Genomic DNA, 25,181 nt, shown 5'->3' with positions numbered 1-25,181 from the left:
TGACCTGGGGTTATTAACCCACTCCCTCTGCGGTCCGTAGGACCCACGGCGGGCAGTGAGGCAGGACCCCAAGCCGAGGGCGGTACGACTTCGGCGAACGGATGACAGATGGAACGGGACGACTACCACGCCCTCAAGGCTCTCGGATTCGAGGACGACGAACTCAAGGAACTCGGACTCTGGGATGTCTACACGGGTGACCCGGCGACGCTGGCAGAGATGTACGTCCGGCGGTCCAAGAAAAAGGACACGCTCTCAGTGCTGAAAAGCATGGTCCGGCAGATGTGCGCGCAGGCCGACCGCGACAAAATCAGGGTCCGGCACGTGTGGTTTGAACAGAAGTCGGCCAGCAAGGCGTACGTCCGGCGAGAGGAATTCGAGAAGTCCACGGCGGCGATCGTGGACGGCCTCTCAAAGACGCTGTACGTGTTCAAGACCTCCCGACTTTCCCGCCGGGGTATGGGGCAGGTTGGGCTGTTGCTGGACACGTTCGAGGAACAACAGGCGCGCATCTACCTTGTGGCCGAGCACCTGGATTCGCGGTACTCCCGAACCGTTCTGGGATTTCTCTCGGAGCAAGCACGGGATCAGGCAAAGGACATTGCCGAGTTCACCAAGCTCGGTATCGATGCACATAAGGCCGAGGGACGTTGGCCGGGAGGAGTCACCCCGTACGGTCTCGAATGCCCCAAGGGAACGGGGAAGCTGCGTCACCTTGCCAGCGAATACCCGACAGCGCGCCGGATCGCTGAATGCCTGCTCGCTGCCATGGTGCCCGCAAAGATCGCGGACATGCTAAACAAGGAAGGGAAGCGGACACGTAAGGGTGCTATGTGGCGGGCTCAGACGATCATCCACCTTGCCAAGTCCGTCAGTTGGGCCGGTCTCATTCCGAACCGTGAACGCGCGACGGACGACAACGGGAACCCAATCGACAAGTATTTCCGCAGCATCGAGCCGTTGAGGGACGCCAAGGGCAATCCGATCTCCTGTGGTCAGGGGGTCGTCACCTACGACGAGTTCGTGAAGATCAACGCGTTGATCTCCGGTCGGTCCCGCGCTGCGTCTGGTTCTGCGATCGGGGACAAGCGGCGGGGTGTCCGTCAGCCGGTCACCATCATGAGCGGACTGTTTAAGTGCCCTCACTGCGGCGGCCCCCTCGGAAACGGCGGGCGGAACTACAACTGCCGGAATCGGGCCATGCTGGGGAAGTCCGTTTGCCAGGGTGCGGCCACTCAGAGGGAGCGGGTGGACACCGCAATGGCGGAACTCTGGACTAGGCACATTCTCAGCCTGTCGCCCGACTCGGACACCATTCAGAACATCGCTCGGCGCTGGCTCAACTACCAGGACCCGGCCAAGGAAGCGCGTAAGCGTCAGGTGTCCGCTGTCCTGGAAAGTGCCGTCGGCCGGGAAATGAAGCTGCAAAAGGAGTTCTTCGTACTCCAGAAGATGACCGAAGAACAGTTCGAGAGTCTGCGCGAAATGGTCGCCGCCCAAATCTCCGAACTTAAGGCGGAGTTGGCCGAACTGACCAAGGAAGCGGACCTCTCCCCGCTCATGGACCCCGAGGCGCTGACGGCGATTTGGGACAGCGAGGGAATCGAGGGGCGGCGCGCTCTCCTGAAAGCGGCCGTCAAGTCGGTCACGATCACCCCGGCCAAGTACAAGGGCGACCGGACGCCGATCCTTGACCGGCTGGTGGTCGAGTGGCGGGACGAGAAGGACCCGGCAGCGCTGGCCGCCATCGACAAGGCAATGGATCTCGTGGAGCGGACCCGCCAGCGCAGTAAGGCAGCAGAGGCCGCGTAAGACGCCCTGAGAGCTGCTGAGAGCCCCGGTGAGGGATTTTCCCGCCGGGGCTTTCTCGTGCCCGCAGCCGGGCGTACAGAGCTTCCAGTCCCCACGGCCTAGGCGTATCTGACGGTGCGTCAGAAAACTCCTGCTTAACCAACTCCCTCTCTGGAAGCCACGCAACAGGAGAGACGACAGAGAGGTTGCGCCGTGCCCCTTACGAACACGCTTGATCTCGAAACGCTGAGCGTGCGCATGAACGCATGGGCCAGCGAGAGAGGCACCAAGCGCGGCCGACTCGTGCGCGCGTTCCGAAAGAACCTGGGTAACTCCCCGGACCTACAGGCGGCCCGCCTCGCGCTGCTTATCGCGGAAGCGGCCTAGAAGACACCCCCGTCAGCGATGGCGGGGGTTCTCTTTGGGTGACTTTAAGGAATATCAGGGAACTGCCCCGGTCGTTACGGGGAGTTTCGAGGAGGAGTCGAACCCCTTGCGGGGATTAAAGAGGAAACGAAAACATGTCGAATCCGGGTTACGAGGAAATACGGGGAGTCCTCCGGCGCGCCGAAGCTACAGCATGGAAAGCGATCGGAACGGACCACCCGACAGCGGAAGCGGTCCACGCGCAGATACGCGAGGCTCTAAATCTCGTTGAGTCCGTGCTGTTCCCCGCTGGTGGCTGCGCCGGGCCGGATTGCTCTAACCCCGTGCCTGACAAGGGAATAGGCCGCCCTGCGCTGTATTGCTCGACTCGCTGTCGGGACCGGGCGAAGTACCGAGCCAGGAAGCAGCGGGAGCAGCGAGGAGCGTGGGGGAGCTAATTCAGAAACTCTAGAAATGTAGTTTGTGTAGAAGTGAACTACATTCTAGATATACCTATAGGAGTCCTACTAGTAATACGGGAACTAGGTACAACTACATGCCGCAACGTAACACCCCCTTGGAAGGAGCGACCTGCCCTTGATTTTCGGCGATCCTCGCTGCGAGGTCTGCGACACCGCCCTAACCGGCCGACAGGAAGTCGTCTGTTCGAATGCCTGTAGGCAGGCTCGGAAGCGCGCACGCAAGCTGACGGCCGCTGAATGCGAGGCGAAGCTATTGGGTCGTGACTGCGAGCGCTGTGGAGACGCGTACGACCCCAAGAACAGCCGTCAGCGATTCTGTTCCGAGGAGTGCGCCGAGCGGGCAAGGGCGGAGGCGGAAGAGTCCCGCTGGGAAGCTGTCTGCGAACTGGACGAGTGCGAGAACAGCGCCGGTTGGGATGGGTCCGGCCGCGCGCGCCGCTACTGCTCGAACGCTCACAAGCAAAAGGCTTATCGACAGCGGAGGCGTGCGGCCTAGTTAAAGGCCCTGTGCGGCTCCCTGAGCGGCGTTTACCGGCCCGCTGTAGTTCTACGTCAAGGCGTTCCCGTGAGGCGCTTAGAAAGGCGCTGAGGGTCCGAGCCGGCTCGGGTATCGAATTCGTAACGCTTGGCCTGCGCAGTTCGCCTTTCGTGGCTTTTCCGATCCTCGCGCTAAACCAGCTCACTCTCTGGAGTTCGGACAGCCGGATACCTGTCACCCGGTGATGACTGGTCAGGCGGGATCGCCACATGCCCCCTGACCGGTTACCACCACCTAGGAACGTTCCTAGGTGCTGTCACATGCGGCCTTTACCCGCATTCCCCTAATCTTCGGCGAGTTGTATTCACGCACGCATGGACGGCGTGACGCTCGCTGGTTAGCCCCCTCGCTTGGTCTGTAAAGGAGACCGGGCGAGGGGGCTTTTTTCGTACCTGGAGGTTCCGCAATGGACGTCGATGCCGCATATCGCGCTGTCGTTTTCAATGCTTTGCGTGCGGCCACTCAGGACGGCCGCTATGTCGAGGAGCGCGCTCTATCTGTCGCCGTGAATCGGTGGGCAGGGCAAAACGGTGTCGGCCCGGTGCCTATGGGATCGCTCGTGCGGCTCGTTGCCGGTGCTGGATACCCGTACTTCCAAACTGACCGGCGAGGCTATTTCGCTGGTCTCGCTATCAAGGAGGATTTATGACCAACCGCGATCACATTGATTCTGGGATGACCGACGCGGCCATTGCAAGCATTCTGCGCGCTCGTGCCGAGTCCTGGAACTACAGCACTGCAATGGAGAATGCCGCCGCACTTGCGTCTAGTGGCGGATCTCTTAGCCCTGAGTCGCGTATGGCGCTGGGTTACTACCAGGACGGCAAGAAGGCTGCTGCCGCTTCCGGCCGCGACGTTTCCGGCCCTGCTGACTCGACGGGTGGGGATCGAATTGCAGCCGCTTACAAGAACCTCGGAGGCAACGCCTGATGACTGACGCGAAGCTACAGAAGGCCCGTGCTGTCGCTGAAAAGGCGGCGCAGGAGCTAGCGGCCCTGGAGGCGGCCGACGCTGATAAGGCCGAGCAGATCGCTGCTGAGCGCGAGGCAAAGCAGCGTGATCTAGATGCTGAGTTTCTGGCGCAGTGGGAACGGCTCGACGCTGACCTACAGGAGTCGGGCAATAAGTCCGCGAGTGACGCTGTGTACGAGGGAACCGACCCGATCGCGGCTGTGGCCGTTTTCTGGGTGGAGCGCGCTAAGCGGAATGCCGTTCGAGAGCACGCACGGAGCGCGTATTTCCGGTTGCATGGTGAGCACCCGATGGGAGGCTTTGCCAGCCATCTAAGCGACCGCGACATGATGATTGCGGATCGGCTGGAAGAGGCGATTTCCCGCGCTGCCAGTCTTCACGCTGCCGACTTGGCGGATGAGCTTGACTCTAAGTGGCTCGTGGGCGGTGGCGTGTAATGACGACCACTGCTGACAACCTGCTTGACCCTGGTTCGGCGGGTGTTTACCCGAACTGGCCGCGCGACGCATTCGGCAATCCTGTGCAGCCGACCGACGAGAACAGCAACCCGATTCGTTATGCCCGAGCGCTGACCGGCGAGCTGTATTACATCGAGTCTTCGGCGGCCCATTGCCTAGACCATGGTCGCCCTCCGCTGTTGCCTATCCCTAAGTGGGTGCCGTAATGCCCCAGGATTCTCTAGACCCTGGCCCGAATGGCGATTACCCGCACTTCCCCCGCCTGCCCGATGGTTCCCCGGCATGGGCCGATTCGGTGCCCGCTGGTTATACCGGTTCCGTTATGCGGCGGGGTGTTGAGTATGTGCGCGTGTACGGCGGGGCCCGACACGGTGAGCGAGTGGCATTCGATGTGACCCCTCGGGACGCTGCGGGTAACCCGATTAATCCACCGGCTATCCCGCCCGTGTAGCGCTGTGGCCGTGCCATTTGCCCCGTGGCACGGCCCGTTCGCTGTTGCAAGATCACACCCCACGCCGGCCGGAATCCATTGGTTTTCTGACCTGCGGTTTTCCCCTGTAGCCGGTTCCCTGCCGCGTGTGCCCGAGCGAAGGAGTTGCCCCATGCTGGCTGACGAAAGTGCCCCCTCGCACGCTGAGTCTCTGACCCAATCCTTGGGTTATGCGCACGGCTATGCCGACGAAATCCGGGCCATGCTCGTTGAGGGAAACGCTGATTCCGAAAGAGCCGCACAACTCGTTCAGGCAATCCATGACGTGATCCTCGCCGCCTTGGATGACCTGTACGAACTGGACGACATACAGCAAGAGATGGACGCCGTAGAGGAAATGCAGGGACTCACGGATGAGGAATTGTTCAGCGCGATTACCTGCCCGCCCTTTGGAGTGTGAGCCCCCATGCCGAGTAAGCCACCCCGTCCATGTTCTCAGCCTGGGTGCCCCGAGTTGGTGCGCGGTAGAGACGGCGCGTGCGCTGAGCATTCAAAGCAGCGAGCAGCACAGCGAGGGAATCGGGGCGGTAGTTCGTACGGCCGTGACTGGCGTGAGCGCGTGCAGCCAAGGTTTATCTACCGCAATCCTTGGTGCGTTCTCTGCGGACAACGGGCGCAGGTAGCTGACCATTGGCCGATCAGTCGACGTGACTTGATAGCGAGGGGTGAGGCCAACCCTGATGCCGTGACGCACCTTCGGCCATTGTGCAAGGCATGTGATGCCAAGGAGCGACCTATTCGCGAGCCGGGCGGATTCCTCGCTGAGCGTCGTTCGCAGCGCGAGGCGGAACAGCGTGTGCAGCGTGGTCGGTTCGATGATGTGCCGCCGTTCTGACCCCTGGGGGTGGGGGGTGCCTCCCCTCCCACCCAAATGCGGCGCGGCAGGGAGGGAAAAACCTGTGATGGCTAATCAGAGCGTTTCTGCGGGGCGAAATGCCCGGCCCTACACTGCTGCATTGAGAGGAATTGACCGATGATTGACGATGAATTTCGCGCCGAGGCGGCCGGATGGGCTGAGCAAATGGCAGCGGCACGGCGCAAGTATCGAGAACGGGAAGCGATAGAGGACCGCAGGCGCAGGTCCCGAATGCAGGCTTTCGACAACATCCGCTATGCCGGGATACCCGCCTACCTCGTACGCGAATACCAGGAAGCACGGCGCAAGCGTCGGCTGCCTTCCACCTAGGAACGTTCCTAGGTGCTTGCCCCGCACCCGCTGCCTTATCGGTGGCCGGTGCGGGGCTTTCTGTGTTTTTAGTGCGCCTTCGAAAGAAAGGTGGGCATTCTGGCCGGCTGGGGGATTGGGGCTTGTCTCGGCCAGTTCCCCCAAGGATTTTAGCTGCCTTTGAATCGTAGGCGATCCGGCTAAGGCATGGCCTCTAGCTCCCGCTCGGAAGTGCTTTCAATCCCTGGTACGCCTCTCGCAGGTCTGGCGCTTCCGGGAGCTGTCGCCGCTCAACAGCCTTAACGACTTCCAGCGCACGCCAGTGATTTGACGGAACGATGCGACCGGAGAGTATGGCTCGCTGGGCCGCGTTGCACGCCTCATCTAGGCGGTCACCGCCGAGCAATGCCAGGGCCAAATCAATGTTCGCGGACGCCACCCGTCGCGGCCATTTCTCCACATCGTCAGCGGGGGCGAGTCGCGCGATTACCTGTCGCGCATAGTCCTCTGCTGCGGGATCTCCGACCCATGCCAGCGTTGTTGCTGTGTAGGCCAATGCCTTACCGGGGTCGTATTGGTAGTGATGCTCGGTACCCATGCGTGGGACCATTGCGGACGCCATGCGCTGAACTCGATCTATTGCCGCGTACGTATCCGCCCCTTCCCCGAGTCGGGCTCTCGCCCGCCCCTCTTGCGCTGTTGCTTGGATTGCAGCCGAGGTACCGGCCGGTGCCAATTGTTGTGCGACCTGGGAGAGTTCTAGTGCACGGGCATACTCGCCATCCGTTAGCACTCGCCAAGCATCAGTCTCGTAACACCACGCCTCAATTTCTCGGTGGTCTGCGTGCTGTGCGAGGGTGGCCGCTGTCTGCAAACGGGCTGTCGCTGCGTGTTCCTGTTTCAGGTCGATATGCAGCGTGGCCCCCAAGAGTTGGAACCATCCGCCGACCACGTAAAGGCGGCGTTGCTCCGCGAGGGTCATGCGTGCATCCATGAGATGTGAGACGTAAGCGGAATGCTTTCTTACTCTTTCGAGCAAGTCTTGTGGCGGCGACATCGGGTATTTCATTGCCAGTTCATCGAATGCGTGTTCTAGTCGGCTCAGTGTTTCCTTGCCTACGTCGCTAGCGGATACGCGCCGCGCCAATTCGAGCGCATCAAATTCGTCATCACTATCTGACGGCATGTCAGAAAGCCAAGCGGTGCGCGACTGCGGCGGGGCGTACGCGTCCGGGACTAGCAGCGCGTCGAGTTCGGCCGACGTGACGGCCAGCGCCTTTGCGATCCTCGGTCGTTGCCAGGGTTGGGGATCGGTCTTTCCGCCTTCCCAGCGCTGAACTGTTGAACGATCGACGCCGACCGCTTCCGCGAATTCCTCTTGGTTGTACCCGCACGTTTTCCGGCGCTCCGCCAACCTCCGCCGCCTGCTGGTCATTGTGGCCGGTCTCCTCTCGGGGAATGCCCGTCTGCCCTGGTCAGCGTATCCAGTGCGGCCAGGGTGCGGCAGGAGTGCGGCCTTTCTGCTGTGGTGCATGGCCCGCAGTGGCGTTTCTCTGAGGGATCACACGCAGCGGACGAGACGGACCGAGCGGAACGGTGACCATGTCGACCAAGACGCGGACGACCCCGGAGAAGCCCCTAGACCTCCCGGCCGGGATGGAGCCCGACCCCAAGCCCGTTGCAGGGTGCGCCGGTTGCGACCTGATCGCACAGGACCGAGACCGGGCCAAGGCGAACGGCGACGCAAGCGGCGTCAGTGACTGCAACGTGCGGATGCGGCGACACCTCGGGGACGTGCACGCGTGACTGCCCCCGTGAAGCCACAGCAGCGCCGTACGCGGCCTCTCCCGCCCCCGGAGCTAGTCAGCCTCATAGACAGCCCCGGAAGCCCGTATGCGGACTCTCCAGCCGGTTGGTGGGATCAGTGCGGCGGTGCGCTGGACGTGGCCTCTGGGGTAGTGCACCTGCCGGGCCCGACTCATCCCCCGTCGCAGTTCCACCCCGACGACTGCCCCAACTGCGTGCCCCTCGCGGACAGCGCGTGAAGTGCGTACGCCGGTTCGGCTGGGCCGTGTTCGTCTTCACGGTCGCCGCGTCGAGTACGGCGATTCTCACGCTGGCCGCTACAGGCCGCCTCTGACTCCCGCCTCCCTCATGGTGCCGCACAGCTCCCCCCGTGCTGATTGCAGAGGCACCCGAGGGAGGCGGGTTTCAACCCTCATCACCGAAGTGCGGGCGTGACTCGCACCTCACGCCATAGGTTGAACCGGCATAGCAAGCGTCAACGCTTGCCCTATCGAAAGGGTGCGTATGAAGCGAATCATTGCCCGAGTGTGGAAACTCATTCGCGGCCCTCTGCAATGGCGCGTCCTGTGGTTCGCTCACGCCAAATTCATGATCGGCGTGACGGGCGTGGTGCGGAACGAGGCGGGAGAGGTTCTGCTTCTAAAGCATCGCATGTGGCCCGCTGATCGACCGTGGGGACTTCCCACCGGATACGCGATCAAAAGCGAGGAATTCCCGAAAACCATTGTTCGAGAGGTTCGGGAAGAAACCGGACTTGACGTCGTTCCGGGGCGGCTGGTTCAGGTGACCAGCGGCTACAAGCTCCGCGTAGAGATTGCCTACGAAGCTCTCTGCGTGGGTGGATCTCTCAAGCTCGACAGCTTCGAGATTCTGGAGGCGAAATGGTTCAGCCCGGACGCGCTCCCGGAGGGGATGCAAGAGAGTCACATTCAGCTCATCAAGGCGGGTGCGCCGACTTAACGGAACTCGCCCCGAATGAATCCGTCAGTGACGCTAAGGCAATGGCAGCACTGGCGGCCACGCGTGCCGACACATCGTCGCTCACGGGCAAGCACCCGGCCCATGTCTTCCGGCCCCTGTCGGAAATGCTCAGCCGGTGGGCGGCCGAGGGAATCGACACCACGCTATTTCATGCGGGCGTCGAGAACGCGAAGCGCCGGTACGCCGGTTATGGGCTGGCTGCGATGCTTCCCCATGACCGCGTGTTGGTTGGTCATGAGTCCTCACGCGCTGGTGCGTTCGGTGGATTCCATCACTCGGACCAGGGATACCGGCACCTTCAAATGGTGGCCATCATCACCATGTACGGGCCGATGGAACGGCGAAATCCCGAGCGTCCCGCCCTGGCCCTGCTCGATCTGCTGCGGGCGTATTCGCATGACTGCCTTCACTACGGCTCGCGTCGGCGATACGTGGAAGTGGCAGGGGTGCTAGTACGGACTCAGTACGGCATCAACTACCGGCGCGCAACGGGGCAGTCCTACTCGGCTACCGATCAGCGAGGAACCCCGCACACGCGGAATCTCGGAATAGTCATGGAAGGCGCGTGCGACAGGGAGGCGCGTTCCATCACCCGGCAGACGGCCGAGCGGTTCGGCATCAAGGCACCCACGGACGCGCTCGGGGCTCTCGCGTTCCGGGACGTGACGGGAACGTTGACCGAAGAGGACACCGGGCGCGTGGTGGAGGTACCGGAGAGCGAAGAACAGACGCGATACGCGGCGGCTGTCAGCGGCTACGAGAGGGGCGTTAATCGGCGGTACTCCCATTTCCTTGGGGAGTTCGCCCCTGGGGAAGAGGACGAGTGCCACACGCGCCTACTCGCGGCCATCGTCAGCGGCGACGTGACGACGCTGGGAACGTGGCTGGACGAACGGCACGGCCCGGGAACCTTCGCGGGCTTGTTCCGTACGCCGGGCTACTTCGACCCTGGCTTGACCGCCTAGGCGGCCCCCAAGCGGCCCCGTCCGTGCGTCGTTCCCTCGTGGCGCATGGGCGGGGCTTCCTGCGTTCATCCGCGCTGGTCAACTGCCCTGCGGTAACCTGTTGTTCTGTTGGTTCACGCCCACCAGATGGCGAAGAAGATCATCGCGTAGTCGACGATGCCCTGGCCCGCGTGGGACTCGGCCACGGAGTGCACCAGTTGCACGCCCGCCTGCGCCACGGCGACGACGAAACAGAGGTCGAAGAACAGCTCCAGGGGCGAGGCGACCCGGTGGGCCTCCCCACGCCCGCGGGCGGTCAGTTTGCGCAGCGGCTTCGCGGAGGACGGCACACCCGGCGAAGGCTGCGGAGGGGGACTGGTCGTCATGGGTCCCAGCACAGCAGATACGCGGCCGAAAATCGCTGTCCGCGTCCGGTCCCGGGCGGGACGTCACCGGGCCCCGGACGGGACGGGCACCGCCGTACCCTGGAGGGATGAGCACCCCCGCCGGACCCGCCGGCCCCGCCCCCGCCGACCGGACGGACGGACCGGACCGGTCCGACCGCACCGCGGACGCCGCGCGGGCCCCGAAGCCGAAGCCCGCGCTGGTCTTCGACGACCCGCTGGACCAGCAATCCGCGGACGACACCGACCGCGGCTGGGGCGAACGCCCCCCGGCGAGCGGCGACAGCGCCGCCGACCTGCGTCGTTTCCTCGACGAGAAGCCGCCCCACCACCTCTGAGCGATGCGGGTCCACAGCCTCCCGCGCGGGTGAGTCAGCGCCCGTCGGGCCCCGTGTTCCGCTGCGCGACCAGCGCGTCGCGGATCTCCTTGAGCACCTCCAGCTCGCTCACCTCGATGACCTCCTGGGTGCTCTCCTTGGCCTTGCGGCGCGCCTCCTGCTTGGCGAGGTAGCGCGACATCGGCAGCACCATCAGGAAATAGACCACCGCGGCCGTGATCACGAAGGTCAGCGTCGCGCCGAGGACGCTGCCCCACAGGATCGGCACACCGCTCGCCACCGTGCCGTCCGGGTTCACCTTGCAGGGGGCCTGGAGACAGGAGCTGTAGCTGTCGAGGTTCTGCGTGCCGATCGCGCCGACCAGCGGGTTGATGACGCCCTTCACCACCGAGTTGACGATGTTCGTGAAGGCGGCGCCGATCACCACCGCGACGGCCAGGTCGATCACGTTGCCGCGCATCAGGAAGGCCTTGAAGCCTTGCAGGACGCTTGCCTTCTGTTCGCTCACCTCGGGGACACTCCTCGCATGGACAGCTTGTGGAACAAACAGCTCCGCAACCTACGTCACCGTGCCGCGGGCCTGTCCAATTCGGTACCTCGATCGAGGGACTTGACGCCGAACCGTGCGGAATCCGTGCCGTTCCGTTCACCACAGGGTCACCGCCAGCCGGGAGGCCGCGCCCGCGCCGGCCAGCCGCAGCGCGGTCGGCCCCGGAACCGCCAGCACCACCAGCGCCCCGCCGCCGACGACCGTGACGTCGGCCGCCCCGACCTCGTCAGCGGCCTCGACGCCGCCGGGGCGCGCGGTCGTTGAGTCCGGCACCTCGGCCACGAGGGCGCGACGGGCGACCACCCTGGCCCGGCCGTCCTCCTCCGACGGCTCGGTGGCGATCACGTCGACCCGGTCTCCGGGCCGCAGCAGCCGCACGGTCGCCGCGTCCGCGATCCGTACCGCCGCCCGCACCGTCGTCCCGACCGGCGCGGCGGCGCGAGAGCTTCCGGCAGGGGCGCGCGCCGACGACCGCGCGCCGTCGGGCGCGCTTCCGCCCGCTCGGCCGTCCGGTCCGCCGCGCGGCGGACCACCGCCGAACGCCGCCGCCACCAGCGCGGCGGCCATGATCGCGAGCCCCGCGGCGGTCGTGCGCCGACGCCGCCGCAGGAGCCGCCCCGGCAGACCCCGTACCCCCCGGACCCGTACCGGACCGAACAGAGGCACCTCGGAGGTCGGCGGGACAGGGAGGGAGAGGGCAAGACGGTGCGGGGACAGGGGATCGGAGGACAGCGGACGGAGGGACATGCGGCATCACCACCGGGGTGCGGGAACGGGCTGGGGACATCGGCCGTCGGACCTTGGCCGTCGACGGCCATCGGCAGCCGTCCGCGGCCATGGGCCATCGGGAATCGGGATTCGGATGCGGGCCACCGCGGTGACCCGTGACGCCACGATGACCGAATCCGCCGCCGCCCGTCGGAGCCGGTGGACAGCCCACGGATTGTGGACAACTCCGCCACCCGAACGAGAGGTTCCGCCGCCTGCCGCCTGCCGCCTGCCGCCTGCCGCCTGCCGCCTGCCGCCTGCCGCCTGCCGCCCGCCGGGACAGGCCTTGCCTGAGGCCCTTCCGCCCGCCGCGGGACGAGGGATTCACCTCGCCTGCCCAACCCTGCCCGTCCCTCCCCGCCCGCAGGTGGCTACGGCAACACGATCCCCGGTTCCATCCCGCCCAGCGCCCCCGCGCACAGGCAGTCCCGTGCGTCGTTCGACGGCAGCGCGGCCACCGCGTCGAAGAGCACGCCGCGCAGCCGGTCCACGTTCGCCGCGAACACTTCGAGGACCTCCTCGTGGGAGACGCCCTCGCCGGTCTCGGCGCCCGCGTCCAGGTCGGTGACCAGGGTCAGCGTCGTGTAGCAGAGGGCGAGTTCGCGGGCGAGGGCCGCCTCGGGGTGTCCGGTCATGCCGACCACCGACCAGCCCTGGGACCGGTGCCAGACCGACTCGGCGCGGGTCGAGAACCGGGGCCCCTCGATGACGACGAGTGTCCCGCCGTCCACCGCCTCCCACTGCCGGCCGCGCGCCGCGTCCAGCGCCGCCGCGCGCCCGGTGGGGCAGTACGGGTCGGCGAGCGACACGTGCACCACGTTCGGCACCGTGCCGTCGGGCAGGGGCAGCCCGTCGTAGTAGGTGCCCGTCCGTGACTTGGTGCGGTCGACGAGCTGGTCGGGGACGAGCAGGGTGCCGGGGCCGTACTCGGGCCGCAGGCCGCCCACCGCGCAGGGGCCGAGGACCTGGCGGACTCCGACGGACCGCAGGGCCCACAGGTTGGCGCGGTAGTTGATCCGGTGCGGCGGGAGGTGGTGGCCGCGGCCGTGCCGGGGCAGGAAGGCGACCCGTCGGCCCGCGACCTCGCCGAGGAAGAGGGAGTCGCTGGGCGGCCCGTAGGGGGTGTCGACCTGGACCTCGGTCACGTCGTCGAGGAACGAGTAGAAGCCCGAGCCGCCGATCACGCCGATCTCTGTATTCGCCATGGCCCGCACAGTAGCGGGCACCGCGCGCGGCCCCGGCGGGCCCGTCCCGCGGCCCGGACACGCCGAGGACCCCGCCGTCGTACGTCTACGACGGCGGGGTCCCGGAAAGACGGCTTACGCGGCGGAGGTGCCGGCCGAGGAGGAGCTGCTCGACGACTTCGCGTCCGACGATCCCGAAGAGGAACCGGACGAGCCGGAGGAGGACGCCGTGGACGACTTCGTGTCCGAGGACGTCGAGGTCGTGGACGACTTCGACGCGGGCGCGCTGCTCGACGAGGAGCCGCGGCTGTCGTTGCGGTAGAAACCGGAGCCCTTGAAGACGATGCCGACCGCGGAGAACACCTTCTTGAGGCGGCCGTCGCAGTTGGGGCACACGGTCAGGGCGTCGTCGGTGAACTTCTGCACCGCCTCGAGGCCCTCGCCGCACTCGGTGCACTGGTACTGGTAGGTCGGCACTGTCTTCCTCCTGGCACTCTCACTCGATGAGTGCTAACGACGGTCCATAGTGACGCATTCCCGGGGATCAGTCCACTGCGACCGGCACGCGGTGACCGACGCCACGTGCCACGGTCCGCGCGTGCGGCCGTGCGACCAGGTGCGTGCGCAGGGCCGCGAGGGTGGCCAGGGCGAGCAGGGTGCCGCCCATCGGGACGAGGAACCCGGCGCCGCCCCAGAGGCGGTCCTCCAGTTGTCCGGCGACGGTGACGGCCGCCGCCTGGCCGAGCGCGACGGCGCCGGTCAGCCAGGTGAACGCCTCGGTGCGGGCGCCCGCCGGGACCAGGCCCTCGACCAGCGTGTAGCCGGTGATCAGCGCGGGCGCGATGCACATGCCGACGAGGAGGCCGAGGCCGCCCAGGACGAGCACGGAGTGCGCCGCCCACAGGCCGGACGCGGTCACGGCGAGGGCCGTGTAGCCGACGAGGAGGCGGTGGCGCGGGGCGGTCTTCCAGGCGACGGCGCCGCAGACCAGACCGGCCAGCATGTTGCCGGCCGCGAAGACGCCGTACAGGACGCCGTTCAGGCCGGGCTCGCCGATCGACTCGGTGAACGCGGCGAGCGACACCTGCATGCCGCCGAAGACGGAGCCGATGCCGAGGAAGGCGACGATCAGCACGCGCACGCCGGGGACGCGCAGGGCGGAGGCGGGCCGCACGCGCGCGTGCCCGTCCGCACCGTCCGTGCCGGCGGCCGGTCCGGCGGCGTACGGCGTGACCGAGGGCTGGGTGCCGCGCTGGGCGGCGAAGAGCAGGCCGCCCACCAGGGTGAGCGCGGCCTCGGTGACCAGTCCGGCCGCCGGGTTCACGGTGGTGCACAGGGCGGTCGCCAGGAGCGGTCCGACGACGAAGGTGAACTCGTCGGTGACCGATTCGAAGGCCGCCGCCGTCGTCATCAGGGGCGAGCCCTTCAGCTTGACGCCCCAGCGGGCCCGCACCATGGGGCCGACCTGCGGCACGGAGGCGCCGGTGGGCACGGCCGCCGCGAACAGCGCCCACAGCGGGGCGTCGGCGAGGGCGAGTCCGGTCAGGGTGAGGCCCGCGACCGTGTGCACCAGCACCCCGGGCACCAGGACGGCGCGCTGGCCGTGCCGGTCGGCGAGACGGCCGGTGTAGGGCGCGCACAGCGCCATGGATACTCCGGTGACGGCCGCGACGGCGCCCGCCGCCCCGTACGAGCCGGTGGTGTGCTGCACGAGGAGCACGATGGAGAGCGTGAGCATGGCGAACGGCTGGCGTGCGGCGAAGCCGGGGAGCAGGAACGTCCATGCGCCGCGGGTGCGCAGCAACTGCCCGTATCCCGGGCGGGAGGCCTTCGAGTCCTTCGACGGCTCGGAGGTGACCGTGGATGCCACGGCCCGTGCCTTTCTGCCGCCTGGTAGCGCGGTCCCGGGGCGGGCTGTCGCCTCGCGGGAGCGCCGAGAGCTGTCCTCTTGCGCGGACTGCGGTAGATACCAGTCCCACCGCGAGAGGTGTTCCGGCCGCCATACGGTCGCGCCAGCTCTGCGTCAGGCAGAGTTGGTTCGATCTAGGTGCCTTCATCGTACAGGGGCGGCGGCGCGTGGCACCTGTGAAAGCGAGCACCACGGACCGCCCGCCCTCCGAATGAAGGTGGTGTGAACGGTACGAAACGTGCGCGCAATCGACGTGCGCCTCGCGCGCGCAATCCGCGTACGTCCCGCGCGCGTGACGCGCATACGTGGCCGTCCCGTACGCCTCACGCGCGTGACGCGTACGTCACGCGCGCGCCGCACCGACGGGTGTCAGCCCTGCCGGACGTCGCCGCCCGTGCCGAGCCAGCCCGCCAGCTTGCCGCCGTGGCCCACGGCCCGCAGGCGGCGTTCGGCGGCGTCGCGGACCGGGTCGGTGGCGACGACGAGGAGTTCGTCGCCGCGCCGCAGGACGGTCGTGGGCAGCGGTACGAAGGACTCCCGGTCGCGCACGACGAGGGTCACGGCCGCCCCGGCGGGCAGCCGCAGTTCGTTGACCTCGACGCCGTGCATCTTGGAGCCCCGCGGGATCGCCACCGACAGCAGGTGCCCGCGCAGCCGTTCCAGCGGCGCGGACTCGATGCCGAGGTCGGCCGCCTCCGCGTCGCCGCCGAGCCGCAGCTTGCGCGCGAGCCACGGAAGGGTGGGCCCCTGGACGAGCGTGTAGACGACGACCAGGACGAACACGATGTTGAAGATCCGGCGGCTGCCCTCGACGCCGCTCACCATCGGGATGGTCGCCAGGATGATGGGCACGGCGCCGCGCAGGCCCGCCCAGGACATCAGGGTCTGCTCCTGCCAGGCCACCCGGAAGGGCGTCAGGCAGGCCACCACGCTGAGCGGGCGGGCCACCATGGTGAGCACCAGGCCGATGATCAGCGCGGGCAGGACGTCGTCGCCGAGTTCGTGCGGGGTGACGAGCAGGCCGAGGAGGACGAACATGCCGATCTGGGCGATCCAGCCGAGCCCTTCGGCGAAGCCCCGGGTGGCGGGCCAGTGCGGCAGCTTGGCGTTGCCCATGACCATGGCCGCGAGGTAGACGCCGAGGAAGCCGCTGCCGTGGGCCATGGCGCCCGCCGCGTACGCCGTGACGGCGATGGCCATGACGGCGATCGGGTAGAGGCCGGAGGCGGGCAGCGCGACGTGCCGCAGGCCCCAGGCGCCGAGCCAGCCCACCGCGAGGCCGAGTGCGGCGCCGATGGCCAGCTCCAGGGCTATCTCGCCCAGCAGCAGGTACCAGTGCTCGACGGGGCCCGCGGTGGAGAAGGCGACGACCAGGATGACCACGGGGGCGTCGTTGAAGCCGGACTCGGCCTCCAGCGTGCCCGTCACGCGCGAGGGGAGCGGGATGCGGCGCAGGACGGAGAAGACGGCCGCCGCGTCCGTCGAGGACACCACCGCGCCGATGATGAGCGCCTGCCGCCAGTCCAGTCCGACCAGGTAGTGGGCGGCCGTGGCGGTGATGCCGACGCTCACCGCGACGCCGACCGTGGCCAGCGCGGAGGCGGCCGGGAGCGCCGGCCGGACCTCCTTCCACTTCGTGCCGAGCCCGCCCTCGGCCAGGATCACGACCAGGGCGGCGTACCCGATGACCTGGGTCATCTCGGCGTTGTCGAACTGGATGTTGCCGATGCCGTCCTGGCCCATGAGGACGCCGATGCCCAGGTACACGAGCAGGCTGGGGAGCCCGCTGCGCGAGGAGATCCGGACCGCTGCGACGGCGACGAGCAGGACGAGCGAGCAGACGAGCAGAAGCTGGTTGAGATGGTCGACAGTCAGCGGCGGTTCCCTTCCCTCGCGTGCCTCCCGCGTGCGGGAGAACACGTGTACATCGGACACGGAACACCCCGTTCCGCGGTCCGACTACTTCGTTACCTTACCTAACTCTTGACGATTTCTTGACGTTGGCCGATGGCGAGATCGAACACCCTTCCGTGCCGGTACCCGACTCCGCGTCAAGGCCCGCCGACCCCTGCGCCTATGGTTGCTCCAGCGTTCATTCACAGTCATGGCCCGACCTGCCGCTCGCGTTAGGACAGCAAGGACAGCGATGCCCCCAGACACCACCGCCACATCGGGTGACAAGCCCGGCAAGTCCGGCAGGAAGAAGGGGCGCAAAGCCCGTCTTATCGTGCTCGTACTGGTGCTGGCCCTCGTCGGAGGCATCGCCTACGGCGGCTACTGGTCCATCAGTACCGTCCGTGCCTCCTTCCCGCAGACCCAGGGTTCGATCACCCTCACCGGCCTGTCCGGACCGGTCGACGTGAAGCGGGACGGCTACGGAATCCCGCAGATCTACGCCTCCTCCGACGAGGACCTGTTCATGGCGCAGGGCTACGTCCAGGCGCAGGACCGGTTCTACGAGATGGACGTCCGGCGGCATCTGACCTCGGGCCGCCTGTCCGAGATGTTCGGCGCGAGCCAGGTCGACAACGACGCCTTCCTGCGCACCCTCGGCTGGGACCGGATCGCCGCGCAGGAGTACGAGAGCGAGCTGTCCGCCTCCACGAAGAAGTACCTCGACGCCTACGCCAAGGGGGTCAACGCCTACCTGAAGGGCAAGGATGGCGCGGACATCTCGCTGGAGTACGCGGCCCTCGGCTTCACCAACGACTACAAGCCCACGCAGTGGACCCCGGTCGACTCGGTCTCCTGGCTGAAGGCGATGGCGTGGGACCTGCGCGGCAACATGCAGGACGAGATCGACCGCGCCCTGATGACCAGCCGTCTCGGCCCGGAGCAGATCGCCGACCTGTACCCGGACTACCCGTACGACCGGAACACGGCGATCGTGCAGGAGGGCCAGTACGACGAGCTGACGAAGACCTTCGAGCCGGGCGGCAGCGGCGACGGGACCGGCAGCGGCAGCGGTACGGGCGGCACCGGCGACTCCGACGGAACCGGCAGCAGCAGTAGCGGAAGCGACCTCTCCGGCGGCACGGGAACGGGCGACGGCACGGGCACCGGCACGGGCACCGGTGCCTCCGCCCTGGAGGGCCAGCTCTCGGGCCTCTACGACGTCCTGGACGACCTCCCCGAGGCCGTCGGCGTCAACGGCAACGGCATCGGCTCCAACTCGTGGGTGGTCGGCGGCGAGCACACCATCACGGGCAAGCCGCTGCTCGCCAACGACCCGCACCTCTCGCCCGCGCTGCCGTCCGTCTGGTACCAGATGGGCCTGCACTGCCGGAAGGTCTCCGAGAAGTGCGCGTACGACGTGTCCGGCTACACGTTCGCCGGGATGCCCGGTGTGATCATCGGTCACAACCAGGACATCTCCTGGGGCATGACCAACTCCGGCGTCGACGTCACCGACCTCTACCTGGAGAAGCTCTCCGGCGACGGCTACGACTACGACGGCAAGGTGCGGCCGTTCGTCACCCGCGAGGAGACCATCAAGGTCGCCGGCGGAGCGTCCCGCAAGATCGTCGTCCGGCAGACCGCCGACAAGATGCCGCTGCTCTCCGACCGTGACGACGAACTCGTCAAGGTCGGCAAGAAGGCCACCGTCGACTCCCAGGCCCCCGACCGCGGCGACGGCTACGCCATCGCGCTCAAGTGGACCGCCCTGGAGCCCGGCACCACCATGGACGCCGTCTTCGCGATCAACAAGGCGACCGACTGGGACGGCTTCCGCAAGGCCGCCGAGAAGTTCGACGTCCCCTCGCAGAACCTCGTCTACGCCGACACCGAGGGCCACATCGGCTACCAGCTGCCCGGCAAGATCCCCACGCGCGCGAAGAACGCCACAGGGGCGATCCCGGCACCCGGCTGGGACCCCGACTACAAGTGGACCGGATACCTCGACTTCGACGAGCTGCCGTACGAGTTCGACCCGAAGCGCGGCTACATCGTCACCGCCAACCAGGCCGTCGTCGACCCGGACGACTACCCGTACACGCTGACCACGGACTGGGGCTACGGAACCCGCAGTCAGCGGATCACCGACCTGATCAAGCTGAAGATCAAGGGCGACGGCAAGATCTCCACCGACGACATGCGTCAGATGCAGATGGACAACGACAGCGAGATCGCCCGGCTGATCGTGCCCGAGCTGCTGAAGATCAACCTGGACGACCCGGACGTCCGCGACGCCCAGGAACTGCTCCAGGGCTGGGACCGCACCCAGGACGCCGACTCGGCGGCCGCGGCCTACTTCAACGCCGTCTGGCGCAACATCCTGAAGCTGGCCTTCGGCCACAAGCTGCCGAAGGAGCTGCGCGTCGAGGGCCAGTGCCTGTGGGTCGACCCGGTGGACACCACCGGCCCGGTCGACAAGAAGGACAAGGTCCGCGAGTGCGGCCAGCGCGACGCCGACCAGGCGCAGCCCGACGGCGGCGACCGCTGGTTCCAGGTGGTCCGCGACCTGATGCAGAAGCCCGACAGCGAGTGGTGGACGACGCCCGAGTCCGGCACCCGCCCCGGCGCCGACAAGAACATGACCGCGCTCTTCGAGCGCGCCATGATCGACGCGCGCTGGGAGCTGACGGCGAAGCTCGGCAAGGACATCGACACCTGGAGCTGGGGCCGCCTGCACCGCCTGTTCCTGAAGAACCAGACCCTGGGCACCAGCGGCCCCGGCGTCCTCCAGGACATCCTCAACCGCGGCCCGTGGAAGCTGGGCGGCGGCGAGGCCGCGGTCAACGCCACCGGCTGGAACGCGGCGGGCGGCTACGAGGTCGTCTGGGTGCCGTCGATGCGCATGGTGGTCAACCTCGCCGACCTCGACAAGTCGAAGTGGATCAACCTCACCGGCGCCTCGGGGCACGCGTTCAGCGCGCATTACACCGACCAGACCGACAAGTGGGCCAAGGGCGAACTGCTCGACTGGTCGTTCAGCGAGAAGGCGGTCGAGGACGGCACCAGCGACACCCTGGTGCTGAAGCCGTAGCCGCCTCGCACGGGTGACATGGGAAGGGCCCTCCACGCGCGCGTGGAGGGCCCTTCCCATGTCACCCGGCTAGGAGAAGCGCCGTACCCCCGACGGCGTCACGACCGCCCGCACCGGCCGGTCGTGCGGTTCCGCCGGGATCTCCTCGACGACCTCGGCGTCGTAGAGCAGCACCACCAGCGAGGGATCGGTGCCCGCGCGCGCGAGACGGGCCAGCACGCGGTCGTAGGAGCCGCCGCCGCGTCCCAGGCGCATGCCGCGCGCGTCGACCGCGAGACCCGGCAGCAGCACCACGTCGGCCTCCGTGACGGCGTCCGGACCGAGGCGCTCGCCGACCGGCTCGAACAGCGCCATCCGCTTGCCGTGCTGCACGCGCGCGAGGCTGCCCTCGCCCGCGTAGGCGCCCCAGTCGAGGTCGTCGTCGGGCAGCAGGGCGGGGAGCAGGACGCGCACCCCGCGCGCGTGCAGCGCGTCCAGCAGGGCGAGCGTGCCGGGCTCGCTGCCCACCGAGACGTACGCGGCCACCGTCCGCGCGCGCGTCAACTCCGGCAGGGCCAGGGCGTGCTCGGCGAGGGACTCCGCCGCCCCCCGCAGCTCATCCGTCGTCAACCTGTTCCTCACCGTCAGGAACTCTCGCCGCAACATACGCTTGTCAGAATCTGGTCCGCCTTCGGTGTGGCTCATGTGTGACTCCGCTCCCTTCCCGTGTGCTCATATGATCATGAATTGACCGGAGCCACAGAATCCGCACAAAGCCACCCGATAAGGTTGCCGCCATGACTCAGTCGCACCCCAGGATCAGCAAGGCTGTCATTCCCGCAGCCGGCCTCGGCACCCGGTTCCTGCCGGCGACCAAGGCCACTCCGAAGGAGATGCTGCCGGTCGTGGACAAGCCGGCGATCCAGTACGTGGTCGAGGAGGCCGTCACCGCGGGCCTCGACGACGTGCTCATGGTGACGGGCCGTAACAAGCGTCCCCTGGAGGACCACTTCGACCGCAATTACGAGCTGGAGTATGCCCTCCAGAAGAAGGGCGACGCGGCCCGGCTCGCCAAGGTCCAGCAGTCCAGCGACCTCGCGACGATCCACTACGTTCGCCAGGGCGACCCCAGGGGACTGGGTCACGCGGTGCTCTGCGCCGCCCCGCACGTCGGCCAGGAGCCGTTCGCGGTCCTCCTCGGCGACGACCTCATCGACCCCCGCGACCCCCTCCTGCGCCGCATGATCGACGTCCAGGAGCAGTACGGCGGCAGCGTCGTCGCGCTCATGGAGGTCGCCCCCGAGCAGATCCACCTCTACGGCAGCGCGGCCGTCGAGGCCACCGTGGACTCCGACGTCGTCCAGGTGACCGGCCTCGTCGAGAAGCCCGCCCAGGCGGACGCCCCCTCGAACTACGCGATCATCGGCCGCTACGTCCTCGACCCCGCCGTCTTCGGCATCCTCCAGCGCACCGAGCCCGGCCTCGGCGGAGAGATCCAGCTCACCGACGCCCTCCAGCAGCTCGCCCAGGACGAGAAGATCGGCGGCCCCGTGCACGGCGTCGTCTTCAAGGGCCGCCGCTATGACACGGGCGACCGCGGAGACTATCTGCGGGCCATTGTCAGACTCGCGTGCGAACGTGAAGATCTGGGTCCGGACTTCCGTACCTGGCTCCGCCGTTACGTCACCGAGGAGATGCAGCAGCTTTGAGCACCGCCGCGCCCCGCACCGCCGGTCAGGACCGCCTGTGGTCGGTGGACGAGCACCTGGAGGACATCCTCTCCGCCGTCCGCCCCCTGGAGCCCATCGAACTCCAGCTGCCCGACGCGCAGGGGTGCGTCCTGGTCGAGGACGTCACGGTGCCGGTGTCGCTGCCGCCCTTCGACAACAGCTCGATGGACGGCTACGCGGTCCGCGTCGCGGACGTCGCGGGCGCGAGCGAGGAGTACCCGGCCGCCCTGGAGGTCGTCGGGGACGTCGCCGCGGGCGCGCCCGACCTGCTCCACGTCGGGCCGGGACAGGCCGCCCGCATCATGACCGGCGCCCCGCTGCCGCCCGGCGCCGAGGCCGTCGTCCCCGTGGAGTGGACCGACGGCGGGCTCGGCGGCGGACCCGTCGACGGCATGCGCGCGCGCAGCCTCGCCCCCGAGCAGGCCACCGGCCAGGTCCGCGTGCACCGCGCCGCCGAGGCCCGCGCGCACGTGCGCGCTCAGGGCAGCGACGTCCGCGCCGGTGACCGCGCGCTGGCCGCCGGGACGGTCCTCGGTCCGCCGCAGATCGCCCTCCTCGCCGCCATCGGCCGCGGCACGGCACGCGTGCGCCCGCGCCCGCGCGTGGTCGTCCTGTCCACCGGCAGCGAACTCGTCCAGCCCGGCAGCGACCTCGGCAGCGGCCAGATCTACGACTCCAACAGCTTCGCCCTCACCGCCGCCGCCCGCGACGCCGGGGCCATCGCCTACCGGGTGGGCGCCGTCGCCGACGACGCCGAGACCCTGCGGTCCGTCATCGAGGACCAGCTCGTCCGCGCCGACCTCGTCGTCACCACCGGCGGCGTGAGCGTCGGCGCGTACGACGTCGTCAAGGAGGCGCTGTCGTACGCGGGTGACGAGGACGAGCCCGGCTCCGGCGTCGACTTCCGCAAGCTCGCCATGCAGCCCGGCAAACCGCAGGGCTTCGGGTCGGTCGGCCCCGACCACACCCCGCTGCTCGCCCTCCCCGGCAACCCGGTGTCGTCGTACGTCTCCTTCGAGCTGTTCGTGCGGCCCGCGATCCGCACGCTGATGGGCCTCCCCGACGTCCACCGGCCCACCACGCGCGCGACGCTCACCGCCGACAAGGCGCTGACCTCGCCGAAGGGCCGCCGCCAGTTCCTGCGCGCGACCCACGCCGACGGCACGGTCCGGCCCGTCGGCGGGGCCGGGTCGCACCTGGTCGCGGCCCTCGCGCACGCCGACTCGCTGATCGTCGTCCCCGAGGACGTCGAGACGGTCGAGCCGGGGACGGACGTCGAGGTCGTCCTGCTGGGCTGAGCCCGCCGGGCCCCCGCGCATCCGCGGGCCGGTCCGGTCCGGTGGGAGCCCTCCCGGAGGGGTACCGTGTCGCGCACGACAGGCCCGTGCGCCGTACCGCCGCGGGCCAGGACCGGGAGCGGCACACGAGCATGAGTACGCAGGACCGACTGACGCACCTCGACGCGGCGGGCGCCGCCCGCATGGTCGACGTCTCCGGCAAGGACGTGACGGCGCGCACCGCGCGCGCCAGCGGGCGGGTGCTGGTGGCCCCCCGGGTCGTCGAGCTGCTGCGCGGCGAGGGCGTCCCCAAGGGCGACGCCCTGGCCACCGCCCGGATCGCGGGCATCATGGGCGCCAAACGCACCCCCGACCTGGTGCCGCTCTGCCACCCGCTGGCGCTGTCCGGGGTGACACTGGACCTGTCGGTCGCGGACGACGCCGTGGAGATCACCGCCACCGTGCGGACCACGGACCGCACGGGCGTCGAGATGGAGGCCCTCACCGCCGTCTCGGTCGCCGCGCTCACCGTGGTCGACATGGTGAAGGCGGTCGACAAGGGAGCGGTCATCACGGACGTGCGCGTCGAGGAGAAGACGGGCGGCAAGTCGGGCGACTGGAGCCGGACATGAGCCCCGTCCCGTCGACCGGCGGCGCCCGCTCGGCGCCGTACGCCGCTCTCGTCGTCACCGCCTCCAACCGGGCCGCGGCCGGGGTCTACGAGGACCGCGGCGGCCCGCTGCTCGTCGAGGGCCTGACCGGGCTCGGCTTCGCCGTGGACGGCCCGGAGGTCGTTCCCGACGGCGACCCCGTCGAGGCGGCGCTGCGGGCGGGCGTCGCCGCCGGGTACGACGTGATCGTCACCACCGGCGGCACCGGGATCTCGCCCACCGACCGCACCCCCGAGGCGACCCGCCGGGTCATCGCCCACGAGGTGCCGGGCATCGCCGAGGCGATCCGCGCGTACGGCCGGGAGAAGGTGCCGACGTCGGCGCTCTCCCGGGGGCTCGCGGGCGTGGCCGAGCGCACGCTCGTCATCAACCTGCCGGGGTCCACCGGAGGGGTGAAGGACGGCCTGGCCGTGCTCGGCCCCCTCCTCGTCCACGCCGTCGACCAGCTCCGCGGCGGCGACCACACCGGCGCGACCCCCGCCGCCACGGGCCAGACCGGCGAGGACCGCACTGGGGAGGACCGCACCGGACCCGGTGCCGCTTCCGGGGGTGCGAGCTGAACAGCGCGGCCTGGCCCGTCGTCCTGACCGAGGGCGAGATCGTCCTGCGGCCCATAAGGCTGCGCGACCAGCGCGCCTGGCGCGAGGTCAACCGGCGCAACCGGGACTGGCTGCGCCGCTGGGAGGCGACGATCCCGCCGCCCGCGCCGAGCGGCCCCATCGCGCACCGGCCGACCTACCGTCAGATGGTCCGGCACCTGCGCTCCGAGGCGAACGCGGGCCGCATGCTGCCGTTCGTCATCGAATACCAGGGGCGCCTGGTGGGCCAGTTGACGGTCGCCGGCATCACCTGGGGGTCCATGTGCTCCGGGCACGTCGGCTACTGGGTCGACGAGTCGGTCGCCGGGCGCGGGGTGATGCCGACCTCCGTGGCGATGGTCGTCGACCACTGTTTCCGTACCGTCGGACTGCACCGCGTCGAGGTCTGCATTCGCCCCGAGAACCGGCCCAGCCGCCGGGTGGTGGAGAAACTCGGATTCCGCGAGGAGGGGCTGCGGCCGCGCTATCTCCACATCGACGGGGCCTGGCGCGACCATCTCGTGTTCGCCCTCACCGCGGAGGAGGTGCCGGAAGGACTGCTGAGCCGGTGGCGGCGCACGCGGGCGCGGGACGCGCCCCGCGATCCCCAGAACACCCCGGACACGCCCCGGAATCCCCCCGGCCCCATGAATTGAATAAATGTTCGAAAAGCGGGTTCGGGTGACCGTCCGAAGGCGGGCCGAAGGCCGGGAATTCCCGGCTTCGGCGGCCTGCTGATCGCACCAGTCGCAAAAAAAGCTCGAAATATCAGCCAGATCGTGCGACACACCGGCTCAATTGGCGGATGGCCTC

General features: G+C 68.2%; 23 protein-coding genes and 1 pseudogene. 15 read left to right on the top strand and 9 right to left on the bottom strand.

Features of this window, described 5'->3' with window-relative positions; translation table 11 throughout:
- Nucleotides 1–108: 108 nt before the first annotated feature.
- The 6 genes from ACIQPQ_RS12810 (at nucleotide 109) to ACIQPQ_RS12785 (ending at nucleotide 6,283) form a co-directional block, all read left to right on the top strand.
- Complete coding sequence (locus ACIQPQ_RS12810) at nucleotides 109–1,812, top strand: recombinase family protein (RefSeq protein ID WP_401303039.1); 1,704 nt, start codon at nucleotides 109–111, stop codon at nucleotides 1,810–1,812.
- A 1,771-nt stretch (nucleotides 1,813–3,583) separates the two neighbouring features.
- A complete protein-coding gene (locus ACIQPQ_RS12805; RefSeq protein WP_401303037.1) occupies nucleotides 3,584–3,826 on the top strand; it encodes a hypothetical protein in 243 nt (80 codons plus the stop codon).
- Complete coding sequence (locus ACIQPQ_RS12800) at nucleotides 3,823–4,107, top strand: hypothetical protein (RefSeq protein ID WP_388337103.1); 285 nt, start codon at nucleotides 3,823–3,825, stop codon at nucleotides 4,105–4,107. Before ACIQPQ_RS12805 ends, ACIQPQ_RS12800 begins: the two co-directional genes overlap by 4 nt.
- Entirely contained in the window at nucleotides 4,107–4,586 is a 480-nt protein-coding gene (locus tag ACIQPQ_RS12795) for a hypothetical protein (protein WP_401303035.1), read from the top strand. The genes ACIQPQ_RS12800 and ACIQPQ_RS12795 overlap by 1 nt, the downstream gene beginning before the upstream one ends.
- A gap of 623 nt (nucleotides 4,587–5,209) precedes the next feature.
- Nucleotides 5,210–5,497, top strand: a complete 288-nt coding sequence (locus ACIQPQ_RS12790; protein WP_401303033.1) for a hypothetical protein — start codon at nucleotides 5,210–5,212, stop codon at nucleotides 5,495–5,497.
- Nucleotides 5,498–6,070: 573 nt separating this feature from the next.
- Entirely contained in the window at nucleotides 6,071–6,283 is a 213-nt protein-coding gene (locus ACIQPQ_RS12785; protein WP_401303032.1) for a hypothetical protein, read from the top strand.
- A gap of 193 nt (nucleotides 6,284–6,476) precedes the next feature.
- Here the strand turns inward: ACIQPQ_RS12785 and ACIQPQ_RS12780 are convergent, their stop codons facing one another.
- Nucleotides 6,477–7,697 carry a helix-turn-helix domain-containing protein gene (locus tag ACIQPQ_RS12780; RefSeq protein ID WP_401303030.1) on the bottom strand — a complete coding sequence of 407 codons (1,221 nt, stop codon included), beginning with the start codon at nucleotides 7,695–7,697 and terminating at the stop codon, nucleotides 6,477–6,479.
- Between the two features lie 875 nt (nucleotides 7,698–8,572).
- On the opposite strand from ACIQPQ_RS12780, the gene ACIQPQ_RS12775 reads away from it, so the two are divergent.
- Complete coding sequence (locus ACIQPQ_RS12775) at nucleotides 8,573–9,028, top strand: NUDIX domain-containing protein (RefSeq protein ID WP_401303028.1); 456 nt, start codon at nucleotides 8,573–8,575, stop codon at nucleotides 9,026–9,028.
- Between the two features lie 41 nt (nucleotides 9,029–9,069).
- Nucleotides 9,070–10,014 carry a hypothetical protein gene (locus tag ACIQPQ_RS12770; protein WP_401303027.1) on the top strand — a complete coding sequence of 315 codons (945 nt, stop codon included), beginning with the start codon at nucleotides 9,070–9,072 and terminating at the stop codon, nucleotides 10,012–10,014.
- A 116-nt stretch (nucleotides 10,015–10,130) separates the two neighbouring features.
- Here the strand turns inward: ACIQPQ_RS12770 and ACIQPQ_RS12765 are convergent.
- Nucleotides 10,131–10,379, bottom strand: a pseudogene (locus ACIQPQ_RS12765) (low temperature requirement protein A); the annotation flags it as partial.
- Between the two features lie 107 nt (nucleotides 10,380–10,486).
- Between ACIQPQ_RS12765 and ACIQPQ_RS12760 the strand changes: the two are divergent.
- Nucleotides 10,487–10,735, top strand: a complete 249-nt coding sequence (locus tag ACIQPQ_RS12760) for a hypothetical protein (RefSeq protein ID WP_401303025.1) — start codon at nucleotides 10,487–10,489, stop codon at nucleotides 10,733–10,735.
- 34 nt (nucleotides 10,736–10,769) lie between these two features.
- Here ACIQPQ_RS12760 and mscL read toward each other — a convergent pair whose 3' ends face one another.
- The 6 genes from mscL to ACIQPQ_RS12730 all read right to left on the bottom strand — a co-directional run bounded on the left by mscL (nucleotide 10,770) and on the right by ACIQPQ_RS12730 (nucleotide 17,081).
- Nucleotides 10,770–11,243, bottom strand: a complete 474-nt coding sequence (mscL, locus tag ACIQPQ_RS12755; RefSeq protein ID WP_401303023.1) for a large conductance mechanosensitive channel protein MscL — start codon at nucleotides 11,241–11,243, stop codon at nucleotides 10,770–10,772.
- A gap of 138 nt (nucleotides 11,244–11,381) precedes the next feature.
- Nucleotides 11,382–12,032, bottom strand: coding sequence for a hypothetical protein (locus ACIQPQ_RS12750; RefSeq protein WP_401303021.1), 651 nt, complete (start codon nucleotides 12,030–12,032; stop codon nucleotides 11,382–11,384).
- A 392-nt stretch (nucleotides 12,033–12,424) separates the two neighbouring features.
- Nucleotides 12,425–13,258: an S-methyl-5'-thioadenosine phosphorylase gene (locus ACIQPQ_RS12745; protein ID WP_401303020.1), complete on the bottom strand. Its 834-nt coding sequence runs from the start codon at nucleotides 13,256–13,258 to the stop codon at nucleotides 12,425–12,427.
- 114 nt (nucleotides 13,259–13,372) lie between these two features.
- Nucleotides 13,373–13,714, bottom strand: coding sequence for an FmdB family zinc ribbon protein (locus ACIQPQ_RS12740; RefSeq protein ID WP_401303018.1), 342 nt, complete (start codon nucleotides 13,712–13,714; stop codon nucleotides 13,373–13,375).
- A gap of 67 nt (nucleotides 13,715–13,781) precedes the next feature.
- Complete coding sequence (locus ACIQPQ_RS12735) at nucleotides 13,782–15,107, bottom strand: MFS transporter (protein ID WP_401303017.1); 1,326 nt, start codon at nucleotides 15,105–15,107, stop codon at nucleotides 13,782–13,784.
- Nucleotides 15,108–15,515: 408 nt separating this feature from the next.
- A complete protein-coding gene (locus ACIQPQ_RS12730) occupies nucleotides 15,516–17,081 on the bottom strand; it encodes a potassium/proton antiporter (RefSeq protein WP_401303015.1) in 1,566 nt (521 codons plus the stop codon).
- 211 nt (nucleotides 17,082–17,292) lie between these two features.
- Here ACIQPQ_RS12730 and ACIQPQ_RS12725 point away from each other — a divergent pair, with 211 nt between their 5' ends.
- A complete protein-coding gene (locus tag ACIQPQ_RS12725; protein WP_401303014.1) occupies nucleotides 17,293–20,133 on the top strand; it encodes a penicillin acylase family protein in 2,841 nt (946 codons plus the stop codon).
- A gap of 69 nt (nucleotides 20,134–20,202) precedes the next feature.
- Here the strand turns inward: ACIQPQ_RS12725 and ACIQPQ_RS12720 are convergent, their stop codons facing one another.
- On the bottom strand, nucleotides 20,203–20,817 hold the full coding sequence (locus tag ACIQPQ_RS12720) for a 5-formyltetrahydrofolate cyclo-ligase (RefSeq protein ID WP_401303013.1): 615 nt from the start codon (nucleotides 20,815–20,817) through the stop codon (nucleotides 20,203–20,205).
- A 92-nt stretch (nucleotides 20,818–20,909) separates the two neighbouring features.
- Between ACIQPQ_RS12720 and galU the strand changes: the two genes are divergently transcribed.
- The 5 genes from galU to ACIQPQ_RS12695 all read left to right on the top strand — a co-directional run bounded on the left by galU (nucleotide 20,910) and on the right by ACIQPQ_RS12695 (nucleotide 25,024).
- Nucleotides 20,910–21,821, top strand: coding sequence for a UTP--glucose-1-phosphate uridylyltransferase GalU (galU, locus tag ACIQPQ_RS12715; protein ID WP_401303011.1), 912 nt, complete (start codon nucleotides 20,910–20,912; stop codon nucleotides 21,819–21,821).
- Complete coding sequence (gene glp / locus ACIQPQ_RS12710; protein WP_401303009.1) at nucleotides 21,818–23,140, top strand: gephyrin-like molybdotransferase Glp; 1,323 nt, start codon at nucleotides 21,818–21,820, stop codon at nucleotides 23,138–23,140. The genes galU and glp overlap by 4 nt, the downstream gene beginning before the upstream one ends.
- Before the next feature lie 131 nt (nucleotides 23,141–23,271).
- Nucleotides 23,272–23,751, top strand: coding sequence for a cyclic pyranopterin monophosphate synthase MoaC (gene moaC / locus ACIQPQ_RS12705; protein WP_383782514.1), 480 nt, complete (start codon nucleotides 23,272–23,274; stop codon nucleotides 23,749–23,751).
- On the top strand, nucleotides 23,748–24,350 hold the full coding sequence (locus ACIQPQ_RS12700; protein WP_401303007.1) for a molybdenum cofactor biosynthesis protein B: 603 nt from the start codon (nucleotides 23,748–23,750) through the stop codon (nucleotides 24,348–24,350). The genes moaC and ACIQPQ_RS12700 overlap by 4 nt, the downstream gene beginning before the upstream one ends.
- Nucleotides 24,347–25,024, top strand: coding sequence for a GNAT family N-acetyltransferase (locus ACIQPQ_RS12695; RefSeq protein WP_401303571.1), 678 nt, complete (start codon nucleotides 24,347–24,349; stop codon nucleotides 25,022–25,024). The genes ACIQPQ_RS12700 and ACIQPQ_RS12695 overlap by 4 nt, the downstream gene beginning before the upstream one ends.
- Nucleotides 25,025–25,181 lie beyond the last annotated feature (157 nt).

Origin of the sequence: Streptomyces sp. NPDC091281 (assembly GCF_044757425.1) — a bacterium.
Classification (GTDB): domain Bacteria; phylum Actinomycetota; class Actinomycetes; order Streptomycetales; family Streptomycetaceae; genus Streptomyces.
This window is presented reverse-complemented; position numbering and strand designations above follow the sequence as displayed.